Source organism: Rhodospirillales bacterium (assembly GCA_018666775.1).
Classification (GTDB): Bacteria; Pseudomonadota; Alphaproteobacteria; order SMXQ01; family SMXQ01; genus JABIXC01.
In genome coordinates this window covers 320,183-343,424 of the sequence record JABIXC010000017.1, presented here as the reverse complement: position 1 = coordinate 343,424, position 23,242 = coordinate 320,183, and the positions used below count along the sequence as shown (strand labels likewise).

General features: G+C 49.5%; 22 protein-coding genes, 2 tRNA genes and 1 pseudogene. 13 read left to right on the top strand and 12 right to left on the bottom strand.

The window, feature by feature from the left end:
- Position 1 precedes the first annotated feature (1 nt).
- From HOJ08_09610 to HOJ08_09570, 9 genes are read right to left on the bottom strand one after another with little or no spacing between them, the layout of a single operon-like run.
- Positions 2-1,693 (bottom strand): Na(+)/H(+) antiporter subunit D, encoded by a 1,692-nt coding sequence (locus HOJ08_09610; protein MBT5673685.1) that lies wholly within the window; start codon positions 1,691-1,693, stop codon positions 2-4.
- Positions 1,683-1,937, bottom strand: coding sequence for a hypothetical protein (locus HOJ08_09605; protein ID MBT5673684.1), 255 nt, complete (start codon positions 1,935-1,937; stop codon positions 1,683-1,685). Before HOJ08_09605 ends, HOJ08_09610 begins: the two co-directional genes overlap by 11 nt.
- 10 nt (positions 1,938-1,947) lie before the next feature.
- Entirely contained in the window at positions 1,948-3,423 is a 1,476-nt protein-coding gene (locus tag HOJ08_09600) for a monovalent cation/H+ antiporter subunit D family protein (GenBank protein ID MBT5673683.1), read from the bottom strand.
- Positions 3,420-4,901, bottom strand: a complete 1,482-nt coding sequence (locus tag HOJ08_09595) for a monovalent cation/H+ antiporter subunit D family protein (protein MBT5673682.1) — start codon at positions 4,899-4,901, stop codon at positions 3,420-3,422. The genes HOJ08_09600 and HOJ08_09595 overlap by 4 nt, the downstream gene beginning before the upstream one ends.
- Positions 4,901-5,296 carry a cation:proton antiporter subunit C gene (locus HOJ08_09590; protein MBT5673681.1) on the bottom strand — a complete coding sequence of 132 codons (396 nt, stop codon included), beginning with the start codon at positions 5,294-5,296 and terminating at the stop codon, positions 4,901-4,903. The genes HOJ08_09595 and HOJ08_09590 overlap by 1 nt, the downstream gene beginning before the upstream one ends.
- Entirely contained in the window at positions 5,296-6,282 is a 987-nt protein-coding gene (locus HOJ08_09585) for a DUF4040 domain-containing protein (protein MBT5673680.1), read from the bottom strand. The genes HOJ08_09590 and HOJ08_09585 overlap by 1 nt, the downstream gene beginning before the upstream one ends.
- Positions 6,279-6,614 (bottom strand): monovalent cation/H(+) antiporter subunit G, encoded by a 336-nt coding sequence (locus tag HOJ08_09580; GenBank protein ID MBT5673679.1) that lies wholly within the window; start codon positions 6,612-6,614, stop codon positions 6,279-6,281. The genes HOJ08_09585 and HOJ08_09580 overlap by 4 nt, the downstream gene beginning before the upstream one ends.
- Entirely contained in the window at positions 6,611-6,907 is a 297-nt protein-coding gene (locus HOJ08_09575) for a pH regulation protein F (GenBank protein MBT5673678.1), read from the bottom strand. Before HOJ08_09575 ends, HOJ08_09580 begins: the two co-directional genes overlap by 4 nt.
- 2 nt (positions 6,908-6,909) lie before the next feature.
- A complete protein-coding gene (locus HOJ08_09570; protein MBT5673677.1) occupies positions 6,910-7,353 on the bottom strand; it encodes a Na+/H+ antiporter subunit E in 444 nt (147 codons plus the stop codon).
- A gap of 335 nt (positions 7,354-7,688) precedes the next feature.
- Here HOJ08_09570 and HOJ08_09565 point away from each other — a divergent pair, with 335 nt between their 5' ends.
- The 8 genes and pseudogenes from HOJ08_09565 (at position 7,689) to HOJ08_09530 (ending at position 17,106) form a co-directional block, all read left to right on the top strand.
- Positions 7,689-8,204: a cold shock domain-containing protein gene (locus HOJ08_09565; protein MBT5673676.1), complete on the top strand. Its 516-nt coding sequence runs from the start codon at positions 7,689-7,691 to the stop codon at positions 8,202-8,204.
- A gap of 168 nt (positions 8,205-8,372) precedes the next feature.
- Entirely contained in the window at positions 8,373-8,825 is a 453-nt protein-coding gene (locus HOJ08_09560; GenBank protein MBT5673675.1) for a DUF192 domain-containing protein, read from the top strand.
- Positions 8,826-8,866: 41 nt separating this feature from the next.
- On the top strand, positions 8,867-9,817 hold the full coding sequence (locus HOJ08_09555; GenBank protein ID MBT5673674.1) for a GDP-L-fucose synthase: 951 nt from the start codon (positions 8,867-8,869) through the stop codon (positions 9,815-9,817).
- A 16-nt stretch (positions 9,818-9,833) separates the two neighbouring features.
- A pseudogene (gmd, locus tag HOJ08_09550) lies at positions 9,834-10,901 on the top strand (GDP-mannose 4,6-dehydratase).
- 2 nt (positions 10,902-10,903) lie between these two features.
- Complete coding sequence (galE, locus tag HOJ08_09545; GenBank protein MBT5673673.1) at positions 10,904-11,878, top strand: UDP-glucose 4-epimerase GalE; 975 nt, start codon at positions 10,904-10,906, stop codon at positions 11,876-11,878.
- Between the two features lie 89 nt (positions 11,879-11,967).
- Positions 11,968-13,818 (top strand): DEAD/DEAH box helicase, encoded by a 1,851-nt coding sequence (locus HOJ08_09540; protein ID MBT5673672.1) that lies wholly within the window; start codon positions 11,968-11,970, stop codon positions 13,816-13,818.
- Positions 13,819-13,982: 164 nt separating this feature from the next.
- Positions 13,983-16,604, top strand: coding sequence for an ABC transporter substrate-binding protein (locus HOJ08_09535; GenBank protein ID MBT5673671.1), 2,622 nt, complete (start codon positions 13,983-13,985; stop codon positions 16,602-16,604).
- Positions 16,605-16,635: 31 nt separating this feature from the next.
- A complete protein-coding gene (locus HOJ08_09530; protein ID MBT5673670.1) occupies positions 16,636-17,106 on the top strand; it encodes a hypothetical protein in 471 nt (156 codons plus the stop codon).
- Positions 17,107-17,110: 4 nt separating this feature from the next.
- On the opposite strand, the gene HOJ08_09525 is transcribed toward HOJ08_09530, so the two are convergent.
- On the bottom strand, positions 17,111-18,319 hold the full coding sequence (locus HOJ08_09525; GenBank protein ID MBT5673669.1) for an NAD(P)/FAD-dependent oxidoreductase: 1,209 nt from the start codon (positions 18,317-18,319) through the stop codon (positions 17,111-17,113).
- Between the two features lie 189 nt (positions 18,320-18,508).
- On the opposite strand from HOJ08_09525, the gene HOJ08_09520 reads away from it, so the two are divergent.
- Positions 18,509-19,807 (top strand): hypothetical protein, encoded by a 1,299-nt coding sequence (locus HOJ08_09520; GenBank protein MBT5673668.1) that lies wholly within the window; start codon positions 18,509-18,511, stop codon positions 19,805-19,807.
- A 64-nt stretch (positions 19,808-19,871) separates the two neighbouring features.
- Here HOJ08_09520 and HOJ08_09515 read toward each other — a convergent pair whose 3' ends face one another.
- Positions 19,872-20,195 carry a hypothetical protein gene (locus HOJ08_09515; protein MBT5673667.1) on the bottom strand — a complete coding sequence of 108 codons (324 nt, stop codon included), beginning with the start codon at positions 20,193-20,195 and terminating at the stop codon, positions 19,872-19,874.
- 242 nt (positions 20,196-20,437) lie between these two features.
- Here HOJ08_09515 and HOJ08_09510 point away from each other — a divergent pair.
- Positions 20,438-20,514 (top strand) — tRNA-Pro (locus HOJ08_09510).
- Positions 20,515-20,517: 3 nt separating this feature from the next.
- On the opposite strand, the gene HOJ08_09505 is transcribed toward HOJ08_09510, so the two are convergent.
- Positions 20,518-21,516 carry a putative sulfate exporter family transporter gene (locus HOJ08_09505; protein MBT5673666.1) on the bottom strand — a complete coding sequence of 333 codons (999 nt, stop codon included), beginning with the start codon at positions 21,514-21,516 and terminating at the stop codon, positions 20,518-20,520.
- Positions 21,517-21,799: 283 nt separating this feature from the next.
- Between HOJ08_09505 and HOJ08_09500 the strand changes: the two genes are divergently transcribed.
- The 3 genes from HOJ08_09500 (at position 21,800) to HOJ08_09490 (ending at position 23,233) form a co-directional block, all read left to right on the top strand.
- Positions 21,800-22,096, top strand: a complete 297-nt coding sequence (locus HOJ08_09500) for an ETC complex I subunit (GenBank protein MBT5673665.1) — start codon at positions 21,800-21,802, stop codon at positions 22,094-22,096.
- Positions 22,097-22,132: 36 nt separating this feature from the next.
- Positions 22,133-22,209: transfer RNA gene (locus HOJ08_09495), tRNA-Arg, on the top strand.
- A gap of 175 nt (positions 22,210-22,384) precedes the next feature.
- Positions 22,385-23,233, top strand: a complete 849-nt coding sequence (locus tag HOJ08_09490) for a hypothetical protein (GenBank protein MBT5673664.1) — start codon at positions 22,385-22,387, stop codon at positions 23,231-23,233.
- Positions 23,234-23,242 lie beyond the last annotated feature (9 nt).

The window sequence follows — 23,242 nt, the reverse complement described above, 5'->3', positions numbered from 1 at the left end:
GCTACAGGTAATAGAATACCAACATCACACACAGCATAATAGCGATCCACAGAACCATGGACCCAATAGGCCAGGTGCGTGCCAGCGTGCCCTGGGGGCCGTGGTGTCGGTGAACGGAAGTGATGAAGCGCTGTAAGCGCACTTGTGCACGCATTAACGTGCGCAGATGCAAGTGGGTAATGATCCCCGACGCCCATGTTAATAAAGCGGGCAGGGCGCGCCGATAAATCCAGTCGCTGTCAATGTTTGTGGATTTGAGTTCCGGCGGATAAAGGCCGTGACGCATAAGTACCGAAAATGCGAGTGCTGAGAACATTAGTAGCTGCAATTGGGTGATCACATGGGTCGTTGTATAGGGCTCAAAACCAACCTGATTGGGCAAGATGGCGTAAAGTGCAGCCGGATAGACACCAATCGCAATACATAGAAAGGCTGCAATTCCCATGGCGATGAGCATATTCCTCGGGGCCTCTTTACAGCGGATGCCTGAATCATGAGCAAAGAAAGCAAAGAAGGGAATTTTGATTCCTGAATGATGGAATACGCCAGCAGAGGCAAACAATAGTACAAGCCAGGTGATCCAATGACCTTCATCTGCAGCAGCGGCAATAATAAGGGACTTGGAGATAAAGCCCGAAAACAGCGGGAAGGCTGAAATGGAAGCGGCGCCAACAATGCAAAAGCTCGCCGTCCAAGGCATTGACTTCCATAGGCCACCCAGTTCGGATCCTTTTGCCGTGCCGGTTCTATATAGAACCGCCCCCATGCTCATGAACAACAGCCCCTTGTAAAGAATATGACAGAAAGCATGGGCTACAGTGCCATTAAGTGCCATGGGCGTACCAATGCCAATACCGACGACCATGAATCCCAGTTGGTTGTTGAGGCTATAGGCCAGCACGCGCCTGAGGTCATTTTCGATCACCGCGTAGAAGATCGGGAAGGCTGCCATGGTGGCGCCAATCACAATCAATATATCTGTGCCTGGGAAGCCACGTGCCAGTGCATAAATAGCCAGTTTGGTGGTGAAGGCCGACAGGACCACAGTGCCAACCACGGTAGCTTCTGGGTAGGCGTCCTGTAGCCAATTGTGGAGTAAGGGAAATGCGCATTTGATTCCAAAGGCAATAAAGATCAGTGCCGTTGGGAAGCTGACAAGGCCGAGATTATCAAAGGCAATCGAGCCAGTGGCCTGATAATGCAAGATCACGCCAGCTAACAGAATGACGCCGGAACCAATTTGGATTACCAAATAGCGCATGCCAGCCCGAAAGGCGCGCTCATTACGGCTTGCCCAGATCAGAAAAACAGAGGCAATAGCGGTGAGTTCCCAAAAGATGAACAGCGAAATCAGATCGCCGACGAACACAGCGCCCACCCCCGCACCTGCATAGATCAAGCTGGACACTTGTTGAACCGGGTCTGGTTCATGCCAGCCATAAATAACGTTGAGAGTGGTAGCAATTAGAAAAATCAGGCCAAAAATGAAGGAAAGGCTATCAACTCTCAGGAATACGAGTGTATGGCCAAACATATCGACTTGGGCTTGGTTGCCATCAGGCAACAGCAGCAGGTGGATAAGGGACAGCACCGGTAGTGCGAGCATGAAATAGGGGCGCAGGCGCAACTTTAGGAACGGGATCACCAACGCACCTATGATTAAAATCAGGCCGGGTGGGAGATCAGCGATCATAGTAATTCTCATCCTGTTTCAGAACCTTGCGGAGCTCTTTTGCACCGAGAACGAGTCCGACGCAGACAATGAAACCATAGAGTCCATAAAAGGCCGGGAAACCTTCGACCTTAAAAACTATGTGCTTGTGGTACAGAAAATCGGTTAAGGCCAGGAGCCCGCAAATGACCCAAACACCACGATAGATGCGGGTGATGTTTTCTTTGCGTTCGAACCAGCTAGGTTGTTCTTTGCCGTTGGTCATCGTTTCATCCTTAAGGCCGCACCATAGGCTCGAGCAACCGATAGAGCTTGTCTGCATAAAAGAACAGGGCTAAACAACCTGCCGCTGTGAGCATGGGCGGGATGACGCAAAACAGAGGTGCTTCCCTAATGCTGCCGAGACCTGTGCCCTGGGCTTCAAATTCTTTGTTGCTGATAAAGAAGCCACGTCCAATGATGGGCAACAGGTAGGCCACATTCAGCAACGAGCTTAACATCAAGATGCCAATCAGGATGTATTGATCCGTATCAGCGGCACCCATCATCAGATACCACTTTGACCATGAACCGCCCATGGGGGGCAGGCCAATAATGGAAAGTGCCCCGATTAAAAATGCCCCATAGGTGAAGGGCATGATCCTTCCAAGGCCATCCATATCTGAAATTTCGGTTTTGTGAACGGCGGTGTAAATGGCACCGGCACAGAAAAACAGCGTGATTTTGCCCATGGCGTGCATGGCGATGTGCATGGACCCACCAATGACTCCCATGGACGTTGCCATGGCAGCCCCCAGCGTTACATAGGCCAACTGGCTGATGGTTGAATAGGCCAGCCTTGCTTTCAAATTGTTCTTTGTTAACGCAATGACAGACGCCGTAACCAGCGTAAAGGCCGCCACCCAGATCAGCCATTGTGACGCACCGGTCTTTGACAAGGTATCAATGCCAAAGATGTAGACGGCCACTTTCATGACCGTAAAGACACCGGCCTTCACCACGGCCACGGCATGAAGCAGCGCGCTGACAGGGGTTGGGGCAACCATGGCTGCGGGCAGCCAGCGATGGAAAGGCATGAGTGCTGCCTTGCCAATGCCAAACATATAGAGCCCAAGAAGGATGGGCATCACGCTTGCCGATACATGGCCGTTGATAATGCCGCCCTTGGTGAAATCAAGGGTGCCGGTCGCCAACCATGTCCAGATGATGGCTGTCATCTGCAGGCCAATGGAAGTGCCAATCAAAAGCCCTAGATAAATGCGCCCGCTGCGTCGTGCTTCGTCGTTGCCTTTGTGGGTGACAAGCGGATAGGTGGAGATGGTCAGGACTTCGTAGAAAATAAACAGGGTGAACATATTGGCCGCAAAGGCAATGCCGATAGCCGAAAAAATGGCAATGGCAAAACAGACATAAAACCGTGTTTGATTTTGTTCATTGTTGGCGCGCATGTAGCCGATGGAATAGATCGAATTAACAATCCACAATCCTGATGCAATCAGCGCAAACATCATCCCCAGCGGTTCAATGCGAAGGGCGATGTTTAACCCGGGCATCACCTGGCCCAACGTTAACGCCATTTCATGGCCGGCCAAAAAGGGCTGTAAAATCCACAACACATCGATAAACAACAACACGGCTGTTACCAGTGTGATGGATTCCCGAATATTTTGGCGTTTGCCATTGAAGGCAATCAGCACAGCGCCAGCCATGGGAATAGCCAAAGAAAGCATCAGGGCAAGGGAGATGGTCATGATCCAACCTTCAGCAAAATACGTGCTGCTTGTCCGGCAACGGATGTGGTCAGACTGGCATCAATTCCGAAATAAACATTGGCGCCGATCAGTGTCCATGTTGGGATCAACATAGAAAGTGGGGCTTCTTCAACGTTACTGCCCTCAGGGGCTTCCTCAAAGTAAGCGGCTTCGACGACGCGCCAGATATAGATGACCGCCAATAGGGAGCTCGCGACAATCGCAACCGCAATGGGCCAATATCCAGCTTCCAGTGCTGCGACGATTAAATACCATTTGCTGATAAACCCGACTGTTAGCGGCACCCCAATTAAGCTTAAACCACCGACAACAAAGGCTGCCATGGTCCAGGGCATCTGGCGGCCAAGACCCCGCATGCTATCGATGCTGGCGGTGCCAAGGCGCAACACAATGGCACCCAGCGCCATAAACAGGGCACCCTTCATCAACGCGTGATTAAACAGGTGAATGATGGTGGCTGTCAGACCAGCAACGGATGCAAAACTGATGCCCAGCACCATGTAGCCCAATTGTCCTAAGGACGAATACGCCAGCATCCGTTTGATATCGACCTGAAAGATGGCGACGGTGGATGCTGCAAACATGGCAATGATGGCCAGAGGCATCAACAAATAGGTGAGCGTTGGACCAAGAATGGGGAAATCGGCACCAAAAACGGTAAACAGGAAACGCAGCAACAAGTAGGCCGCAGCCTTTGTTGCCGTTGCTGCCAGAAAGACGGTCACCGCCGATGGCGCATAGGCATAGGCATTGGGCAACCACAAATGCAGCGGGAACATCGCCAGTTTCAGGCCAAGCCCGGTAACGATGAAGGCAAAGGCCACAACCACTGTCCGGTTTGAGCCAATAGCAGGAATCTTCTGGGCCAGATCAGCCATGTTCAGAGTTCCGGTCATCATATAAAGAAGCCCGACACCGATCACAAAGAAGGTGGCCCCGATGGTCCCCATGACCAGATAATTATAAGACGCGGTCAGCGCACGGCGGTCTTGTTTTGCCCCAAGGGCAACCAGCACATAGGTGGAAAGGGATGATATTTCCAGAAACACAAAAATATTAAAGGCATCGCCCGTGATCACCATGCCCAGCAATCCGGTGAAGCATAAAAGGTAGCAGGTATAAAACAGGGATTGGTTGTGTGGCTCAATTTCATTGGCAACACTGACCCGGGCGTAGGGCAGGACAATGGTACCAATGGCAGAGATGATCACCAGCACAAAGGCGTTAACGGCATCAATTCTGTATTCAATGCCAAAGGGTGCCGCCCAGTTACCAAGCGCGTACGAAATGACGCCCTGATCCAGGGTTTGTGCCAAAAGGGTGATGGAAATGGCAAGCGTAATGATGCTGACGATCAGCGTCAGATACCAAACAATGGCCGCGCGGCGAAAAAACACACTGATGGGCGCGGCCAGCAAGGGCACAACAATTTGGAGAATGGGAAGATGGGCTGAAATCACGGCTTGGAATCCCCGCTTGGTTTGCCAAATTCCATTTCTTCATCGGCTTTCTGAATTTCGTCTTCTTCGATGGTGTCGTAGGACTGTTTGATCCGCACCACCAAAGCCAACCCCAATGCCGTGGTGGCAATGCCAACGACAATGGCTGTCAGGATCAAGACATGGGGCAGGGGGTTTGAAAACACTTCTGGTTTTCCGGTCAAGATTGGGGCCGTGCCACCAGAAACCTTGCCCATAGAGATATAGAGGAGAAAAACTGAGGTCTGGAAGATGTTGAGCCCGACGATCTTTTTGACAAGATTGCCGCGTGACACAACAATATACAGGCCCATCATCATCAAAATGATGACCATCCAGTAATTGAATAACCCAAGGACGTCGTTCCAGTTCATCACCATTCCTCATCGCTAATGGGAGGAATTTGTCCTGAGAAGACGTAATAGGTCGAAACCATGACGGCTGCGACCGTCATGCCAACCCCGAATTCAACCAGTAGAATGCCAAGATGCTGGCCGGCAACAGCAGTGGAGCCCAGGACGCTGTAATTGAGATAGTTTTGGCCAAAAAACAGGCTGATTACTCCAACGCCGCCATAAAGAAGGACGCCGGCAGCCAACATAATTCGGATGACCCGTCCGGGAACGACCCGCCTGGCTGTTTCAAGACCAAAGACAAGGGCGTAAATGATAAAGGCCGCTGCAAAAATGACCCCTGCCTGAAAGCCCCCACCAGGGCCATAGTCACCATGGAATTGAACATAAAGGGCAAACAATAAAATTGGGCCAATCAGAAGCTTCGTCACCAGGCGCAACACTAGATGATGTTCCATTGTCTGGATCGTGTTGCCATCTGGTTCGCGGATAAAGGCGCCTATCAGAAGCAAAACACCAATGCCTGCGGTAAAGATCACGGTTACTTCGCCCAGCGTATCAAAACCACGGTAGCTGGCCAAAATTGCGGTGACAATATTAGGCATGCCAATTTCGCTGCCGGTATCATTGATATATTTAGGGGCGACATGGTGATGGATGGGGGCTGATGGGTCCCCGAAACGGGGCATATCCAGCGTGCCATAAACCAGAGCAATTCCTGTCAGAAATACAACAACAAGGGGCAGCAGACTGGTGTGGGTTGGCTCTTTTTCATGGCGCGTGGTCAGGGCCAGGGTCGCCAGCATCAAGACTGTTGAGATGCCCGCACCCACGGCTGCTTCTGTAAAGGCGACATCGACAGCATCGAGATGAACCAAAAGGGCCGCTGACACCAGTGAATAGACACTGGACAACATCACCACGGCAAACAGGGCGCGCAGCCGCAAAATAGCAAAGGCGGTTAGTCCCAGAAACAGCAAAAGTGCAATGTTAATGGCGTTTTCTATGACCCGTCTCCATCTGGCCCATCATCGGGGGCTACCTGTGGGTTCAGGCCCGCCGTAAAGGCCGCATTGGCAATGGCATGGCTGGATGACGGGCTGGTGATCAACAGGAATGCCCCGATCAGGAACAGTTTAACCGTCACCAGTGTGAAGCCCGCCTGCAACATTAAGCCAAGCAAGATAAGGTCTGCGCCCAATGTATCTGTGATGCCGGCCCCATGCATCCGGGTATAAAAATCGGGTAGACGGATGAGCCCCGTGGCGCCGATCAGGACAAAAAATGCCCCGCCCATCAAAAGTGCCCAGCTAAAGCTATCGATGATGAGCTGGATCATTGATCGTCCCCTGAAGAAACAGAGGGTGGTTCAATGTGATCCCCCAGGGTGCGGTATCTAAAGAATTTCAAGACAGCGATGGTGCCAATGAAATTCAACAGGGCATAGAGCAAGGATATGTCGAGAAAATCCGGGCGTTCGGTCAGAAAACCCATAACCCCGATCAAAAGCACTGTTTTTGTCCCGAATGAATTTGCGGCCAATACCCGGTCATACAGGGTGGGGCCGGCATAAAGCCGTGCCATGGCCAGTACCATGGCTATGATTAAAGCAATTGCGGCGGCGGCGAACATGCTCATCGTGTTTCGATCGCATCAACGCGGCGGTCCATATCGCCATCCGCAAGGCCAGCGGCTGCATCGCGGGTAATGGCATGGACCAGAATTTCGTGGGGTTCGACTTCTACAGAAATGGTGCCGGGTGTCAGGGTGATAGAATTGGCATAGATCACCTTTCCCATGTCGGTGCTCTGCGTTGCAGGGACACGCACCATGACAGGGCTGATAGGCAATTTAGGGGCTAAAATGATGCGGGCGACATCAATGTTGGCTTTGAATATTTCTTTTCCCAACCAAGCCGTATAAGCGAACCATCCAAAACTGATGTGAAGGGGAACGGCTTCGTGATCAATGAAGTCAAGGCGCATGCCAATCATGACAATAACCACGCAGGATGCGACCCCAAACCCGAGAATCAGGGGGGTATAGTGTCCTGATAACAAAAGCCACAGGACAAACATAGAAAGCCCCAGGCCAATTGCATGCGTGATAGAGGTGCCGTTTTTCACCGGTTTTTGATGCCTTCACCTGTTTTTGTGCCATTTTTTGATTGTTGGCACCTGAATAGGGGATACAAATTTGCCCGTCCCCAGTCAAGCCCCGTGGCAGCCTTTACTTTAAGGGCCCAATATTGGCGTTGTCCGAGTGCATCACCGGGTTTCAAAAAGTTAAATAATTAACGGTTTCGCCTCTCAATGTGGCTTGATTTATAAACCTATGGTGGAAGGTTTGTCAGTTCTGAAAAAAGATGCTAACGTTTCGCAACTAGTTAGTCAGTAGGGAGGCCAGTTAGACAATGAGTGATAGTCATGTCGATCAAGAGCCCTGTGAAGAACGCGAAATAAGTGGCGTCATAAAGTGGCTCAATGTTGTTAAAGGATTTGGTTTTGTAACCGTAGCAGACAGTATGGCGGATGCTTTTCTCCACCTTTCTGTATTACGTGATGCGGGTTATGAAAACCTTCTTCCCGGGACCACCGTGCAAGTTCTTATTGAGGACCGTGCCAAGGGGTTGCAAGTCACCAAAATTCTGGAAGTTGACGAAAGCACGGCTGTCGCCGAGGACCCAAATGCGATTGAACAACCAGATTTAGGCCCAGGCGATGATTTTACCGATGCAACGGTCAAATGGTTCAACGCAGATAAAGGGTATGGGTTTGTTTGCCAAAATGGAGTCGAACGCGATGTTTTTGTCCATATGGTAACCTTGCGCCGTTCCGGTCTGGGAGAACTTGAAGAGGGCCAAAATGTCAGGGTTCGTGTTGCCGATGGTCCTAAAGGACCACAAGCGACCGAAATACAGGCCGGCTAAACAGGGGGCATTCTGCGGGGATGCCGTTATTGCATGCCAATGGTTGTTGGCGTGCGGGGTTTTTTATTAATTTTATTGCCCATCAATCCGCTCTATTCTTTCCAAATGATTTTTCGTGCCAAACCCTTTTTTCGCCGTTTGTTGGTTGCACTCATTGCGCCATGCGTGATGTTTGCTGCATTGGCTGTTGTCGATAATAACAAGTCTTTAGGGCAAGGCTTTGATACGGCCCCCCTTTGGGTGCGCTCTGATGGGAAACAACACCGCTTCACCGTCGAAATAGCAAAAAGTGAGCCCCAAAGACGCCAAGGGTTGATGTTTCGACGCTCTCTTGCACCTGATCGTGGGATGTTGTTCATTTATGGCCGTGAACAAATGATCAATATGTGGATGGCGAATACGCTGATCCCCTTGGATATGCTTTTTATTAACGACTCCGGGGTTATCACACATATCCATGAACGTGCGGTCCCTGGCTCAAAGCGCATCATTTCATCAAGCAGACAAGCCAGTTATGTATTGGAACTGATCGGTGGGTCTGCATCGCGTCTTGGCTTTAAACCGGGTGACAGGGTTATAGTCAAAGTCGCTGGTACAAAGGCGCCCAATGGCGTTAGATAAATATGCAGGCAACTGTCGTGGCAATGGGTGGGGTATAAATTATGTCTTTTAATCTTTCTGGCAAACGCGTCTGGGTCGCGGGGCATACCGGCATGGCGGGTTCGGCAATTATGCGCGGCCTGCAATCAGAACCCTGTGAGATATTGACCGTTGGTCATGACAAACTGGATCTGCGCAGGCAAGCCGATGTTGAAACATGGATGGCACACAATAAACCAGATGCTATTTTTGTTGCAGCGGGCAGGGTTGGCGGCATTCATGCCAATTCGACCTATCCGGCAGATTTTCTTTATGACAATCTTGCGATGGAAATGAACGTCATTCACGGTGCCAAAAGCATTGGTGTTGAAAAACTTCTTTTTCTGGGTTCAAGCTGCATTTATCCCCGCGAAGCGCCTCAGCCTATACAAGAAGAATCGCTGCTGACGGGTCCGCTGGAATCGACAAACCAATGGTATGCCATCGCCAAGATTGCAGGCATAAAATTATGCCAGGCCTACCGCCAACAATTCGAATGCGATTTCATCACGGTGATGCCGACTAATTTATTCGGTATCGGGGATAATTTTCATCCTTCCAACAGCCATGTTGCTGCAGCCCTGTTGCATCGTTTCCATGAGGCAAAACTGGCAAACGATGCCACGGTTTCTGTCTGGGGATCAGGCACGCCGCGGCGCGAATTCTTATGGGCGGATGATTTGGCCGATGCCTGTATTTTCTTGATGAAAAATTATTCCGGTGATGTGCACCTCAATATTGGTCAGGGACGCGATGTTACAATTCGTGAATTTTCTGAAATGATTGCGGCCGTTGTTGGCTTTAAGGGAAACCTAGAATTTGATGCTACCCGGCCCGACGGGTCGCCTCAAAAGCTTCTGGATGTTTCTCGACTGACAGCTTTGGGGTGGACAGCACCGACGTCCCTTAAGGACGGTTTGGAAAAATACTACGGGTGGTATCTTGAAAATGAACACGTGCTTCGTGAAAGATAATTCTGGGATAAATTAGATGACAAAACGCGCATTGATCACGGGTATCACAGGCCAAGACGGGGCTTATTTGGCGGAATTTCTTTTGGCCAAAGGCTACGAAGTTTGGGGCATTAAACGGCGTTCATCTTCATTTAATACGGCAAGGGTGGATCACCTTTACCTTGACCCGCATCAGGATTCCCAGAATTTTCGCATGGTCTACGGTGATATGACCGATGCAACCAATTTGATCCGTGTTGTTCAGGAAACGGAACCCGACGAAATTTATAATTTGGCAGCCCAAAGTCATGTTCAAGTTAGTTTTGAAACCCCTGAATACACGGCCAATGCCGATGGGTTAGGCGCGCTCCGACTGCTGGAAGCCATGCGCATATTGAAGCTGGAAGAAAAGACCCGTTTTTATCAGGCATCAACCTCTGAACTTTATGGGCAGGTTTAGGAAACCCCGCAAAGTGAAACCACCCCGTTCCGGCCGCGTTCCCCTTATGGATCAGCTAAACTTTATGCTTATTGGACAACGGTGAATTATCGCGAAGCCTATGGCATGCATGCATCCAACGGCATTTTGTTTAATCACGAAAGTCCGATCCGGGGTGAAACATTCGTAACCCGCAAAATCACCCGCGCCGTTGCGGCCATGTCTTTGGGGATGCAAGATACCCTTTATTTGGGGAATATGGACGCGACCCGCGATTGGGGGCATGCCCGTGATTATGTCGAAGGCATGTGGCAGATGGTTCAACAAGATGTTGCCGATGATTATGTGTTGGCAACAGGCGAAACACATTCTGTTCGAGAATTTGTAGAGTGTGCATTTTTAGAAATTGATCGCAAAATTGAATGGCAGGGAAAAGGGGTTGATGAAACCGGTGTCGATGCCGCAACCGGCGATGTCCTGGTTCGTATTGATCAGCGTTATTTCCGCCCAACAGAGGTTGAATCCTTGCTTGGGGACCCCAGCAAGGCCAAGAAAATTCTTGGTTGGCAACACAAGACGACTTTTTCTGAATTGGTGAAGGAAATGGTGGCCGGGGATTTAGAAATAGTGGCCATGGAACAAAACCGAATTGATCGGGCGGATTAGAGATGCCGAACATTCTGGTTACAGGTGGTGCTGGCTATGTCGGGAGCCATGCCTGTAAAGCGCTTGCCAAAGCCGGGTTCACCCCTGTTTGCTATGATAATCTTAGCCGGGGTCACCGCTGGGCCGTCAAATGGGGGCCATTGGAAGAAGGCGATATCTTAGATGGTGATCGGTTGCGCGATGTTATCGGGCGCCATGACCCGGTGGCCGTATTACATTTTGCAGCCTTTGCGTATGTTGGCGAATCAGTATCGCAGCCTGACCTTTATTATCGCAATAATGTTGGGGGCTCCATGAGCCTGCTTGGTGCGGTTAAGGATACGGGCATTGATAAGTTTGTTTTTTCCAGTACCTGCGCCATTTTTGGCGAGCCCGAGACGGTTCCCATAACCGAAGATCACCCAAAAGCGCCCATTAATCCCTATGGGCGCAGCAAATTGATGATCGAAGACATGCTTGGTGATTACGGTGCTGCCTTTGGTTTGCGATCGGTCAGCCTACGGTATTTTAATGCTGCAGGTGCCGATGGGGACGGGGAAATAGGCGAGGCCCATGACCCTGAAAGCCACCTTATTCCTCTGATATTTGATGCCGCATCTCAAAAGTCTGATGGCATTTCAGTCTTTGGTGATGATTACGACACCCCCGATGGCACCTGTATCCGCGATTATATTCACGTCACTGACTTGGCCGATGCCCATGTTTTGGCCCTTAAAAAGCTTCTTTCAGGATTTGAAGGGGGTGTTTTTAACCTAGGTACCGGGCAGGGTTATTCCGTGCGTGAAGTGATCGACAAAACAGGTGAAGTGACGGGATGTGACATTCCCCTAACCCATGCGCCGCGCCGCGCCGGTGATCCTCCTCGGTTGGTTGCTGATTGCAGCCTTGCCCGCAAGGTTCTGGGCTGGGAACCCGCTCGACAGGATATAGGCACAATCATAGAAGATGCCTGGCGTTGGTATCGAAACAGGCCCTAAACGCCGCGCTTGAAGAGAAATAACGAATTATTTTGGAATATCCAGAGCCTTGTACTGTACAGGCTTCCATTCTTTGATATAACCCCTCGATGCAACTCAGAAATTGGCAACAAGAAATCATCGACACCTTTCCGTCGATCGTTCAAAAAAACCGTCGGTTTATCCTAAAAGCGCCCACCGGTGCCGGGAAGACCGTGCTTGCTAGTGAAATCATCGAGCGGTTTTACAAGAACAAGAAGATTATCGTGCTTTGCCACCGGCTTGTTCTACTGGAACAGCTGGAAGCCGCATTGCGCAAGAAGCATAAAGTCAGAAAGCTGACAGTTTCAGATAAAGGCCCCGCCTTTAAAGATTATGACATTTTGCTTTCAACTAATATGCGGGCAAAAGACGTTTTGTCGGATGCTGTGCCAAAGGCCGATCTTATTATCGTCGATGAAGCCCACCGGGTATCGCCAAATGGCAGGGGCTACAAACGCATTATCGATGATTTCAAAGAAAACGGTAAACCAGAAGCCCAGTTCATGGGGTTAACGGCTTCGCCGGAGCGTCGCACGGGTGATCAGCGGGACCAGCTCAATTTGGCCTTCGATGCCATTATTGATTGCGCCAATATTGAAAACCTGATCGAAGAAGGCGTTTTGGTGCAGCCAGTTTACCGCCCGCATTTTGTCCACGACCTTAATTTGAAGGGCATTGATATCAGTTCAGGTGACTTTCCAGTCGCAAAACTGGCCCCGGCAATTATCAAATCTTCAATGATTGATTATGCCACCTGGAGCTACATGGAAGAGCGCGAGAAGCTCGGCATCCCGCCTGTATCTGCCTGGTTCTGTGCAGATGTCAGTGTTGCCGAGGCAACGCTTAACTGCATTCAAAAACTGGGCATCAATGCGGCCATCGTTACGGCCCAGACCCCGATCAAACAGCGAATGAAATTACTGAAGCAACACGAAGATGGTGAGGTCGAAGCCATGGTGTCTGTTGGCGTGCTTGCTGAAGGCTGGGACAATCCCCATTGCAATATTATCGTTCACCTGCGTCCGACCTTATCAAAGGTTTTGTGGGGACAATCGGTGGGCCGTGGGTTGCGGTCAGCACCCGGAAAAGACAAATGCGTTGTTATTGATGTCAGCTCCAATTGGAGCACATTTGGGCCGGTAGAAAAGCTGGAATGGAGTCTCTGGAGCCACCGGGGGTCTTATCTTCAATTCATGAACCGTTTCAACTGGATTGGCCAACAGCAAGATGATGAAGACGCCAAAGAAATTTATCTGCTGTGCAACAACAAACTGCCATCTGGTACACGGTGTTCACATATTTATAAAAAGAATGCCTATGAAGATGACACCTGTCCGGTTTGCGGTACCTATGCCGCCATCGATATTTACAAGGAACAAAAGCTCGATAGTCTGTTAAATGAAAACGGGCTGCATCGTTTGTTCTTTGAACGGGTGCCAAGGGTTTTCGATGAAATGGACCTGTCGGTTTGGACACGTCTTGGTGGCACAGCATGGAAATCGGCCAATGCAAAAGAACAGGTCTTTCTTGCGTTCTGTATGGCATTTGTAGAAGTCTCTGGCGATCCGACGCAATCTGAATCAGATTATTGGGATGAAGCCCTGGCGGCCGAAGCGCGCATTCGTGGCTATTTAGTCAAAAACAAAATCCAGATTGTTAAACAACCCGATTTTGATCTTTCCCTGATTGCCGATGGCATGTTGGCCGGTAGAATCATCCGAACCTTGCAGGCCCATTACGGCATATCACTTTGTGGCACGGTTTTTCAAACCCACAGCCTGGATGAAAGCGAACGCAAATATCAAAAGGCCATCAAAATTGCTGAACGGTTGGCAATTCTTGGCTGTTCAGTTCAGGATAATTTGCCCTATTTCAATGCCGCCGATCATTTGAAATCATTGGCGTCGGTATCGTCTTAGCCCCAAGTTTTTTTAACTTATTCAAAATGATTATGATGATATGCCAATCACCCCTGATTCGCAGTCATAGCGGTCACTTTTGACCACATACTCATTTTTATGCTTAACGATGGGCTTTATATATGATGAGGTTGAATCTTGTACGATAGATGAGGTGAGTTTTTGTGAAATTATCAAGAGGACTGATCGCCTTACTGTTCGCTGCTTTTTTTCCCTTCAAAGCTTTAGCCCTGGATAAAAAAGTCACATTGCAATTGCAGTGGGATCATCAGTACCAGTTCGCAGGTTACTATGCCGCACTTTGGAAAGGATATTATGCCAAACAGGGGTTGGATGTAACCATCCGTTCAGCATTTGAGCCCGGTGGCAAATTTCACAAATCAGCCAAGGAAGTTTCAAACAGGCGTGCAGATTTCGGGGTTGGCGCGATTGATATTCTGAAAGCCCGGGATGCCGGAAGCCCACTTGTTATTCTATCGTCTGTTTTTCAGCATAGCCCCGTCGCATTTTATTCCCGTGTCCAAACCGGGGTTCAATCTGTCTCAGATTTGTTGCGATACCGCATTGCAACCCGGGGAAAAACTGGCCGCGCCTATCCTGAACTGATGGCGATGCTGCGGGCAGAAAACATCAACACCACATTCATCAACACGCAGCCAATCCGTAACAAACTGGGTCTTAGAGATCTCGCATTGGGGCATGCAGATATTGCAGCCGGATTTACAATTTCAGCAGGCTGGTTGGCCAAGGAGTTGGGGCTAAAATTAACAATGCTGCGTCCCTCAACCTATGGTGTTGATTTCTATGGCGGGTCAATTTTTACCCACGAAGATTTGATCAAAGAAAGTCCAGGTGTTGTTGATGGGTTTATCCGTGCCAGCTTGCAAGGTTGGAAATATGCACTTCAGAATTCAGATGAAATTGCTGTTCGAATTGCCGGAAAATTGCGCCGTAAAATCCCCCTTAAAGATGCTGTCGGATTTAATCTTGCTCAGGTAGGACCGGTAGAAAACCTTATCAAACAAAATGTCATTACGCTTGGCCACACCAATCCTGCACGCTGGAGCAGGATGCACAAGGCCCTTAAAGATTCTGGTTTGGTGAAAAATTCTTTCGATGCCAATGCGGCAATTTATGATCCTAACAAGTATGCCCAGGATCGTTTGCAGAAGGCGTTCACAATAAGTATTGGGATGTTGTTGATTCTTCTCGTTTTAGGGTTTGGCATCTGGATTTATACACAGCGAAAAAATGCCCGATTAATGAAAGAACAATCAGAACTGCTGGAGGCAACATTTGAAAATATGAACCAGGGAATTGCTGTTTATGATGCTGATACCAGGCTGGTTGCATTCAACAAGAAAATGGATGAATTCTATGGCTTCCCACCCGGAGTTTTTAAAGTTGGGATCAAACATGAAGATATCATTCGGTACCGTGCTGAATCTGGATATTACGGGGATGCAGATGTACAGGAAGCCACAAAGCAAGCAATTTTACGGTCTAAAAATAATGCTGAACGAAGGATTGAAGTCCAATCGCATTTCGGGAAGACTTTTATCTATCATCGCCGCCCAATGCCCAATGGGGGGTACATGAATACATTCGAGGATGTTACGGAACAAAAACAGACAGAAGAAAACCTTCGCCAAGCCAGTAAAATGGAAGCCGTTGGCCAGTTAACCGGGGGCATTGCCCATGATTTTAATAATTTACTCGCCGTCAGCATTGGCAATCTGGAACTTGCCGATGAAATTGCAGAGTCCGGGGGGGATGTTCGCCCATATTTAAAAACAATTATGCGTGCCAGTGAACGGGGCGCATCTCTTACCAATCAGCTGTTGGCATTTTCACGAAAACAGACATTGAAGACAGAGGCGATCGATGCCGGTGCATTGATTGATAACATGCAGGGCTTGTTGCGTAGTGCCCTTGGGGAAACAATTGAAATTATGATCGCAAACGATAGCAATCTTTGTCAGTGTCTGGTTGATCCTGTCCTGTTCGAAAATGTTATCTTGAACCTTGCCATCAATGCCCGGGATGCAATGCCGGGCGGGGGGACATTGAGCTTACATACCAGCAACGCAACCCTGGTTGCCGATGATGCATCAATGGAGGCTGAGGTTACCCCAGGTGACTATGTCATGGTTATGGTGACCGACACGGGCAAGGGAATGCCAGCTGATGTGGCAGAGCACGCGTTTGATCCCTTTTTTACAACAAAAGAGGTGGGCGAGGGGAGTGGTCTTGGCCTTTCCATGGTTTATGGCTTTATCAAGCAATCAGGGGGGCACGTGGTATTGCATTCTGTGGAATCCGAAGGGACGACCATAAAAATATACCTGCCACAAACAGAACAAATTTCATTAAACGGATTGCCCACTCCGGAAAAAATGCCCAAAGGGCGTGGAGAAACCATCTTGGTTGTTGAAGATGACCCAGACGTTCGGGCTATGACGGTCAATATTTTACACAGTTTGGGCTATCAAACGATGGAAGCATCAGATGGCAATACTGCCCTTCAAGTATTTAAGAAAATGGACCCAGAAAGTCTTTTGATCACAGATGTTGTTCTGTCAGGTGGGATGAGCGGGCCGGAAATTGTTGCTGAAGCTAAAAAGCTAAACCCGAATATCAGGGTGCTCTACACTTCGGGGTACAGCAATCTTGCAAACATCGATCAGAAATTTTTTGATAAAGATGTGGAATTTCTTCAAAAACCCTTTCCCAAGGTAAAACTTGCCCAAAAAATTCGTATGATACTGAACAAGCCTGTACAGTAATTGCGCAATTAAATGAAGCAGGAATCAGTTCATGCCCGATGATGTCATTATCGCCCGTGCACTCCATGTGCTTGGTGTTGTGTTGTGGATTGGCGGGGTCGGTTTTGTGACCACTGTTTTATTGCCATCTATCCGGCGCAACATCGAAACCGGGAACCCGGTGGATTTATTTGAAATCATAGAGGGCCGGTTCGCGTGGCAAGCCCGGGGGACGACTTTGCTGGTCGGCCTGACCGGGTTTTACATGGTCCACACCATGGATTTGGCATCAAGGTTTTCGACGCTCGATTATTGGTGGATGCATGCCATGGTGTTTGTATGGCTGGTTTTCTCATTCATGTTGTTTATTGCCGAGCCGCTGTTTTTGCACCGGTTCTTCATGGCCCGTGCCCAAAGCCATCCCATTGAAACCTTTCGCATGATCCAGCGTCTGCATTGGGTTTTGCTGATCATCAGCTTAGGCACAGTTCTGGGTGCGACCATTGGCGGGCATGGCGGGTAGCACGTTAATTTGCCAATGCCTGACCGGCCACCCAGCCGCTAGACCATGCCCATTGAAAATTATATCCCCCAAGCCACCCTGTCACATCGACCGCTTCACCAATAATGTAAAGCCCGGGCACCGCATTGGCTTCCATGGTTTTTGATGAGAGCGCAGCCGTATCAATGCCGCCGACCGTGACTTCTGCCTTGGCGTAGCCTTCTGACCCGGAGGGTTCCAAAAGCCATTGGTTGATGGTTAGGCCAAGATGGTTCAGGTCCCGGTCTGCAATCTCGCCAATCATTCTGGGTGTTTCATATTCAGGAAGGTGTGCCATGGATATGGCATGGGCGAGCCGGGTTGGAAGATGGGCCGTTAAAACAGTCTTTGGCTCTGATTTCGGGTTTGATTTTTTCTGCGCCAGCAAAAACGTTGATGCATCAATTCCAGGCAACAGATCGATGTGTAATGGGTCACCTATTCGCCAATAGTTTGATGCCTGAAGGATTGCCGGGCCAGATAACCCACGATGGGTGAACAGCATGTTTTCCTGAAATGCAGTTTCCCCAACGCGTGCGATCACATTCAAAGCGATCCCGCTAAGCGGCGTCATCAGTTGAAGGTCTTGATCGCTGAATGTCAGTGGCACCAGTCCGGGATAGGTCTGGGTCTGGGATAGTTTAAACTGCTTTGCGATTTTATGGGTGAAACCGGTCGCGCCCATTTTAGGAATGGATAACCCACCGGTTGCCAGCACGCAGGATCGGGCCGAAAAGGTGCCGTAATTGGTGGTAATTTGAAAGCGATCAGACTTTGTGATGTCGGTGATGACATGGTTCAAACGAAGATCAACGGAGGCCGCCTTGCATTCACCCAAAAGCATTTGAAGGATCAATTTTGCAGATCCATCGCAAAACAATTGGCCCAGTGTCTTCTCATGGTATGCAATTTTGTGTTTTTGAACCAAGTCTATGAAATCATATTGGGTGTATTGGGCCAATGCAGATTTGCAAAAGTGCGGGTTTTTTGAAAGAAACCGGTCCGGGGTACTCTCAAGATTGGTAAAATTACATCGCCCGCCACCCGATATTAGAATTTTTTTACCCGGTGTGTCTGCATGATCCAGAACCAAAACCCGCAAGCCCCTGGCACCTGCCGTCATGGCACAAAATAGCCCGGCCGCCCCGGCGCCAATAATAATTGCATCAAAGTCTGTATTCGATTTTGTGTTCACTTTATCAATCCAAATAATATCTGCGATGGGTTCTTATACGTGTTGGTTTGAATTTACACCCGTCCATAACCACCCAAACATGCAATCTTGTTGCATTTTAAATAAAACAAACCCAGAATTAACCCTAATGGATACGTTCTTGAATTGCTGGAACGCTTTTTAAAAAAATTAAAAAAAGGGGGTAGGGCAATGTCATCAATAGGAAAAACAACAACACTTTTATCTGGTTTAGCAATCGGCCTGGCAATCAGCGCGGTGCCAGTTTCTGGCGCAAGTGCTGCTGATTTTTATAAGGGTAAACGCATCAGCGTGGTTGTGGGGTCATCACCGGGTGGGGGGTTTGATACCTATGCCCGGTTGGTTGCAAAGCACATGGGCGATCATTTGCCCGGAAACCCCAAATTTATTGTTCGCAATATGCCGGGGGCTGGTTCCATCATTTCGGCCAATTATGTTTACAATGTCGCCCCACAAGACGGCACGGTTCTAGGCGCCCCACAACGCGGCGCGCCGTTTGAGCAAATTCTTGGTAACAAGGGACCAAAATTTGATCCCATCAAGTTCCAGTGGATTGGCAGCCTTAATAATGAAGCGGGGATTGTCAAAACATGGCACTCCAGCCCTGTCAAAACCATGGAAGATGCCTTTAAAACGTCGGTAATCATGGGATCATCCGGTCCCAATGATTCAGAGGTTTATCCGGCCCTGATGAACAACACCATTGGCACCAAATTCAAAATCATTTCAGGCTACCCATCTTCAACAGCCATTGATTTGGCCATTGAACGGGGTGAGGTTTCTGGCGAATCCCATTCGTTTTCGTCTGCCATTCAGGGCCATCCTGACTGGAAGCAGAAGTATAATTTCCTGGTTCAATTATCCCTGAAAAAACATCCAAAAATCCCCAATGTTCCGATGATTTTTGACTATCTTGATGCCAAACATGTGGTGCCCGGTGTCACGGTCGAAGAAGCCAAAACCTATTGGCGGTTGATGTTGACCCAAAAGGTCATGGGCAGGCCCTATGTCATGGGCCCGGGCGTACCAGCAAAGCGGGTTAAGCTCGTGCGTACCGCGTTTAATGCCATGGTCAAGGACACGTCATTCCTTGCCAGTGCCAAAAAACAAAACCGCGACATTGTTGTGGTCACGGGCGAAGAAATTCAGGACATGATCAAAACGGTTGCCGCCGCCCCCAGACACATCATCAACAAGCTTAAGGGGTTCATTCGCTACAAGGGCAAAAAGGTCAAAGTGACCATCAAACTTGCCAAGCACACCGGAAAGGTGACCAAGACCAAACGCGGTGGCCGCCGGATTTACATTATGTACAAGGGCAAAGAAGTGAAGGCCAAGGTTTCTGGGTCCCGTACAAAGGTCACGCTCAATGGCAAAAAAGCCAAACGCAAAGCTATCAAACCCGGCATGACGTGTACCTTTACCTATCTCAAGGCTGGTACTGAGGCGCAATCTGTGGCGTGTAAATAGCGTTCCAACACATAGAATATGGGGCAGGGATAGCGATATCCCTGCCTTTTTCTTGGTCTTTATCCTAGATGCTTGGGCCTTTGGCCAACCGGGGCATAAGCTGTTCCCAGTTTTCACCGCCGGCAATCAAGCACGCCGTGCCGTTGGGCATGGTCAGGATCATCGTCCAGGTCGATCCCTCATGGGAACGGAGCAGTTCCATAACCCCGCCATTGCTGGCAAGGCCCATGGCCACGGGGGATTCTTTGAATTTATGGGATAACTGGCTGAGAACCTTGTTTCGGGCGTCACATGCTGAATTGGCCGCTTTTGGTTCCATCGTGGGCAGCAAAAATAGCCCGCCGATGATAATGGCCATCAAAATTTTGGTGTTCATTCTGTTCAACATGATACGACCTCCCGGCCTTGCTTTCAGAACTTCCTGTTCATGAACATGCAAAGGCCACCGTATCTACATATTTTCGGGGATCGGGCTTAAAAATAGTTTAACAAAACGCCCTTTTTTGGGGTATTTAATAACTTAAGAACCCATCATATCCAATTGATATTTATGAATTAAATATAATTTAATTATAATAGGGTCGTTTCCGCCTTGCAGGGGCGGTGCTTCATGCCTAGATTGCGCGCATTCGGGGAGTAGCGCAGCCTGGTAGCGCACCTGCTTTGGGAGCAGGGGGTCGGAGGTTCGAATCCTCTCTCCCCGACCAAGTTTACTTGATAAAGATGATGATGCCGAGCACCAGGGCGGCAATCCAGAGCGTTTCTGAGATCATCATCGCCACAGGTTTCCACCCCACACTGGCCAGTTCGCGGAAGGATGTTTTCATCCCCAACGCAGATATGGCGGTCACCAGACACCAGCTTGAGGTTGTCGTGGCGGCCTGTTTGATGGATTCCGGAATAACCACAAAGCTGTTCAAGGCCACCAGCACACAAAAGGCGATGAGAAAGAACGGCAAAATGGTGGTCCGTTTCGTTTCTTCGCCTTGGCGGCGTTTCATATAAACAAACGACAAAAGCACCACAACGGGGACCAATAACCCGACCCTGAGCAATTTAACGTAGGTCGATACCTCTCCCGTTTCATTCGAGATGATATAGCCTGCCCCTACCACCTGGGCCACATCATGGATGGTGCCACCAATAAACACGCCGGCTTCTGTATGGGTGAGCTCCAGCCATGCCGCGAGAGACGGGTAGAGAACCATGGCAATGGTCGATAGCGATGTCACCCCAATCACCGTCAAAACAGTGTCGCGTTCTTTCTTGATGTATTTGGGCAAGGTAGAAGAAATCGCCAGTGCAGCAGAGGCCCCGCAGATGGCCACGGCACCGCCGGTTAACAGGCCAAATTCAGTCCCCAGCTTCATTTTTTTGGAAATCAGAAAGCCCAAACCCATTGTTGTCATCACGCCAATGACCACGGTTGCAACCGGCATAAACCCAAGATCAACAATTTGCGCCCCGGATATGCGCAACCCCAGCAAAGCAACGCCGATGCGCAATACCGTTCGTGAGGAAAAATTAATCCCCGGACGACAGCGTTCATTTTCAGACAAAAAGGCAAGAGCAATGCCAAGCAAAAGCGCAAATAGCATGACCGGGGCATTATAATTAGTAGATAGCCAAGAGGCCGCAATGGCAATGGTGCCCGCAGCAAGGACACCTGGGTAGGTGGAATAAACAAGCCCACCAACGCGGGTTTTCATAAACCAATTCGTTGGCCCCGCTTCAGGGGTGGCTTCAACGCCCTCCATACTGTCCAGCGACTGGTAATGGCTCAACCGGTTTTTAAACGATTGGTCTTCATCTAATTCCATTGGTGATCTCAAGCCCTGAACACGGCCATATAGGAAGGGTTTCGGTAACGTGTGCCATGGTAGCCTGAAAATCTATATTTGGTAGCCCTTTTAAATTCCCTGACTTGACGGAATATCATCCGCCCTTTACCTATATCTCGAAGAATCACCCTGTTTTCTATTGGATATGACAATGCCTGATGCCCGTATATATCAACCCAGCCGTACTGCGATGCAGCAGGGCTTGGCCAAAACAAAATATTGGCTGTTGGAATTTGCGCCATCTGGTCGGCGCGAACAGGACCAATTGATGGGGTGGACGTCATCGGATGATGCCCGCGCCCAGTTGCGCATGAAATTTGATACCTGCGAAGAAGCCGTGGCCTATGCCACCCGTAACGATATCGCCTATAAATTGGTCGAACCCCAACAGCGAAGACCGCGCATTAAAAGCTACGCTGATAATTTTCGGTTTGACCGGGTCATTTAATCCGACCCTTACCCCGATACCCCTCAGTTATGGTATGCGCCCTTAGCTCAGCTGGATAGAGCAACGGCTTTCTAAGCCGTGGGTCGGAGGTTCGAATCCTCCAGGGCGCACCAAACCTCTTTCAAAACCGCAGACAGCCTGTAACCCTGAATTCCTTGAGTTGCAGACATCTTTAAGCACGCCTCTTCGTGGCATCAGGGGGCAAAAAAACTGTTCTTCTCATTTGTGCTTGGGTAAAGTTTATCTAAGAACCAAACCACTTCGGTAGCAATCAAATGACAAGCCTGCTTGACCACGTCACTAAAAAGCGAACCATACCCCTATCTGACCACCACTGAAGCGCTGGAACCCAGCTATTACGAAACCCTGGCTGCCCGTTTTCCTTCATACTCTGATATCCTCAGCATGAAAGGATACAAAGATCCCAAGCAAATAATTGGGAGAAGCAACATTCTGCTGCACATGGGGGGAATCCGCGCTTTTGAAGACAACACGCTGATAGATCCCGTGTGGCAGGAATTCTTGCGTGTACACTACTCCTACGACTTCTTTCGCCAAATCATTGACCTTCTCGGCGACGGCATTCGCCAGAGCTATCCGGATATGGAACAGCGATTGGGGAAAAACCTTGAAGAACTGACGTTTCAGCACCGAGACATCGAGGACAAGGGCGCCGATTTATGGGTAGACATCCAATTCTCCATCAATACACCCGTCCGGGAACCGTCGCGCGTGCGGGCACGTCATGTTGATGATCCGAACAAGCTGTTCGTGGGACTTTTTTACTTGCCTACGCCCGAAGACGATTCCATAGGCGGGGACCTCGAAATTTGCCGCTGGCGGGGTGAGCCTCTGTTTAAAAATCCCTATGTTCCGGGGCAGGGGATAGCCAACACGCATATCCATGATGAACAGTCCGATCTGGTTAACACTGTAGAATATAGTGCCAATACGCTGGCTATGTTCGTCAACTCGCCAATGGCGATACATGGGGTAACCGAACGCCAGCCGACCCCCCATATCAGGCGCTACATCAACATTATCGCCGGGTTCAACGAGCCCCTCTATGACTTCGATCAGTATCAGGAGAAGCTCAAGCCTTGGGCGCTGACCATGGGGGGCACCGGTAGAAAGTGAACCGGATAA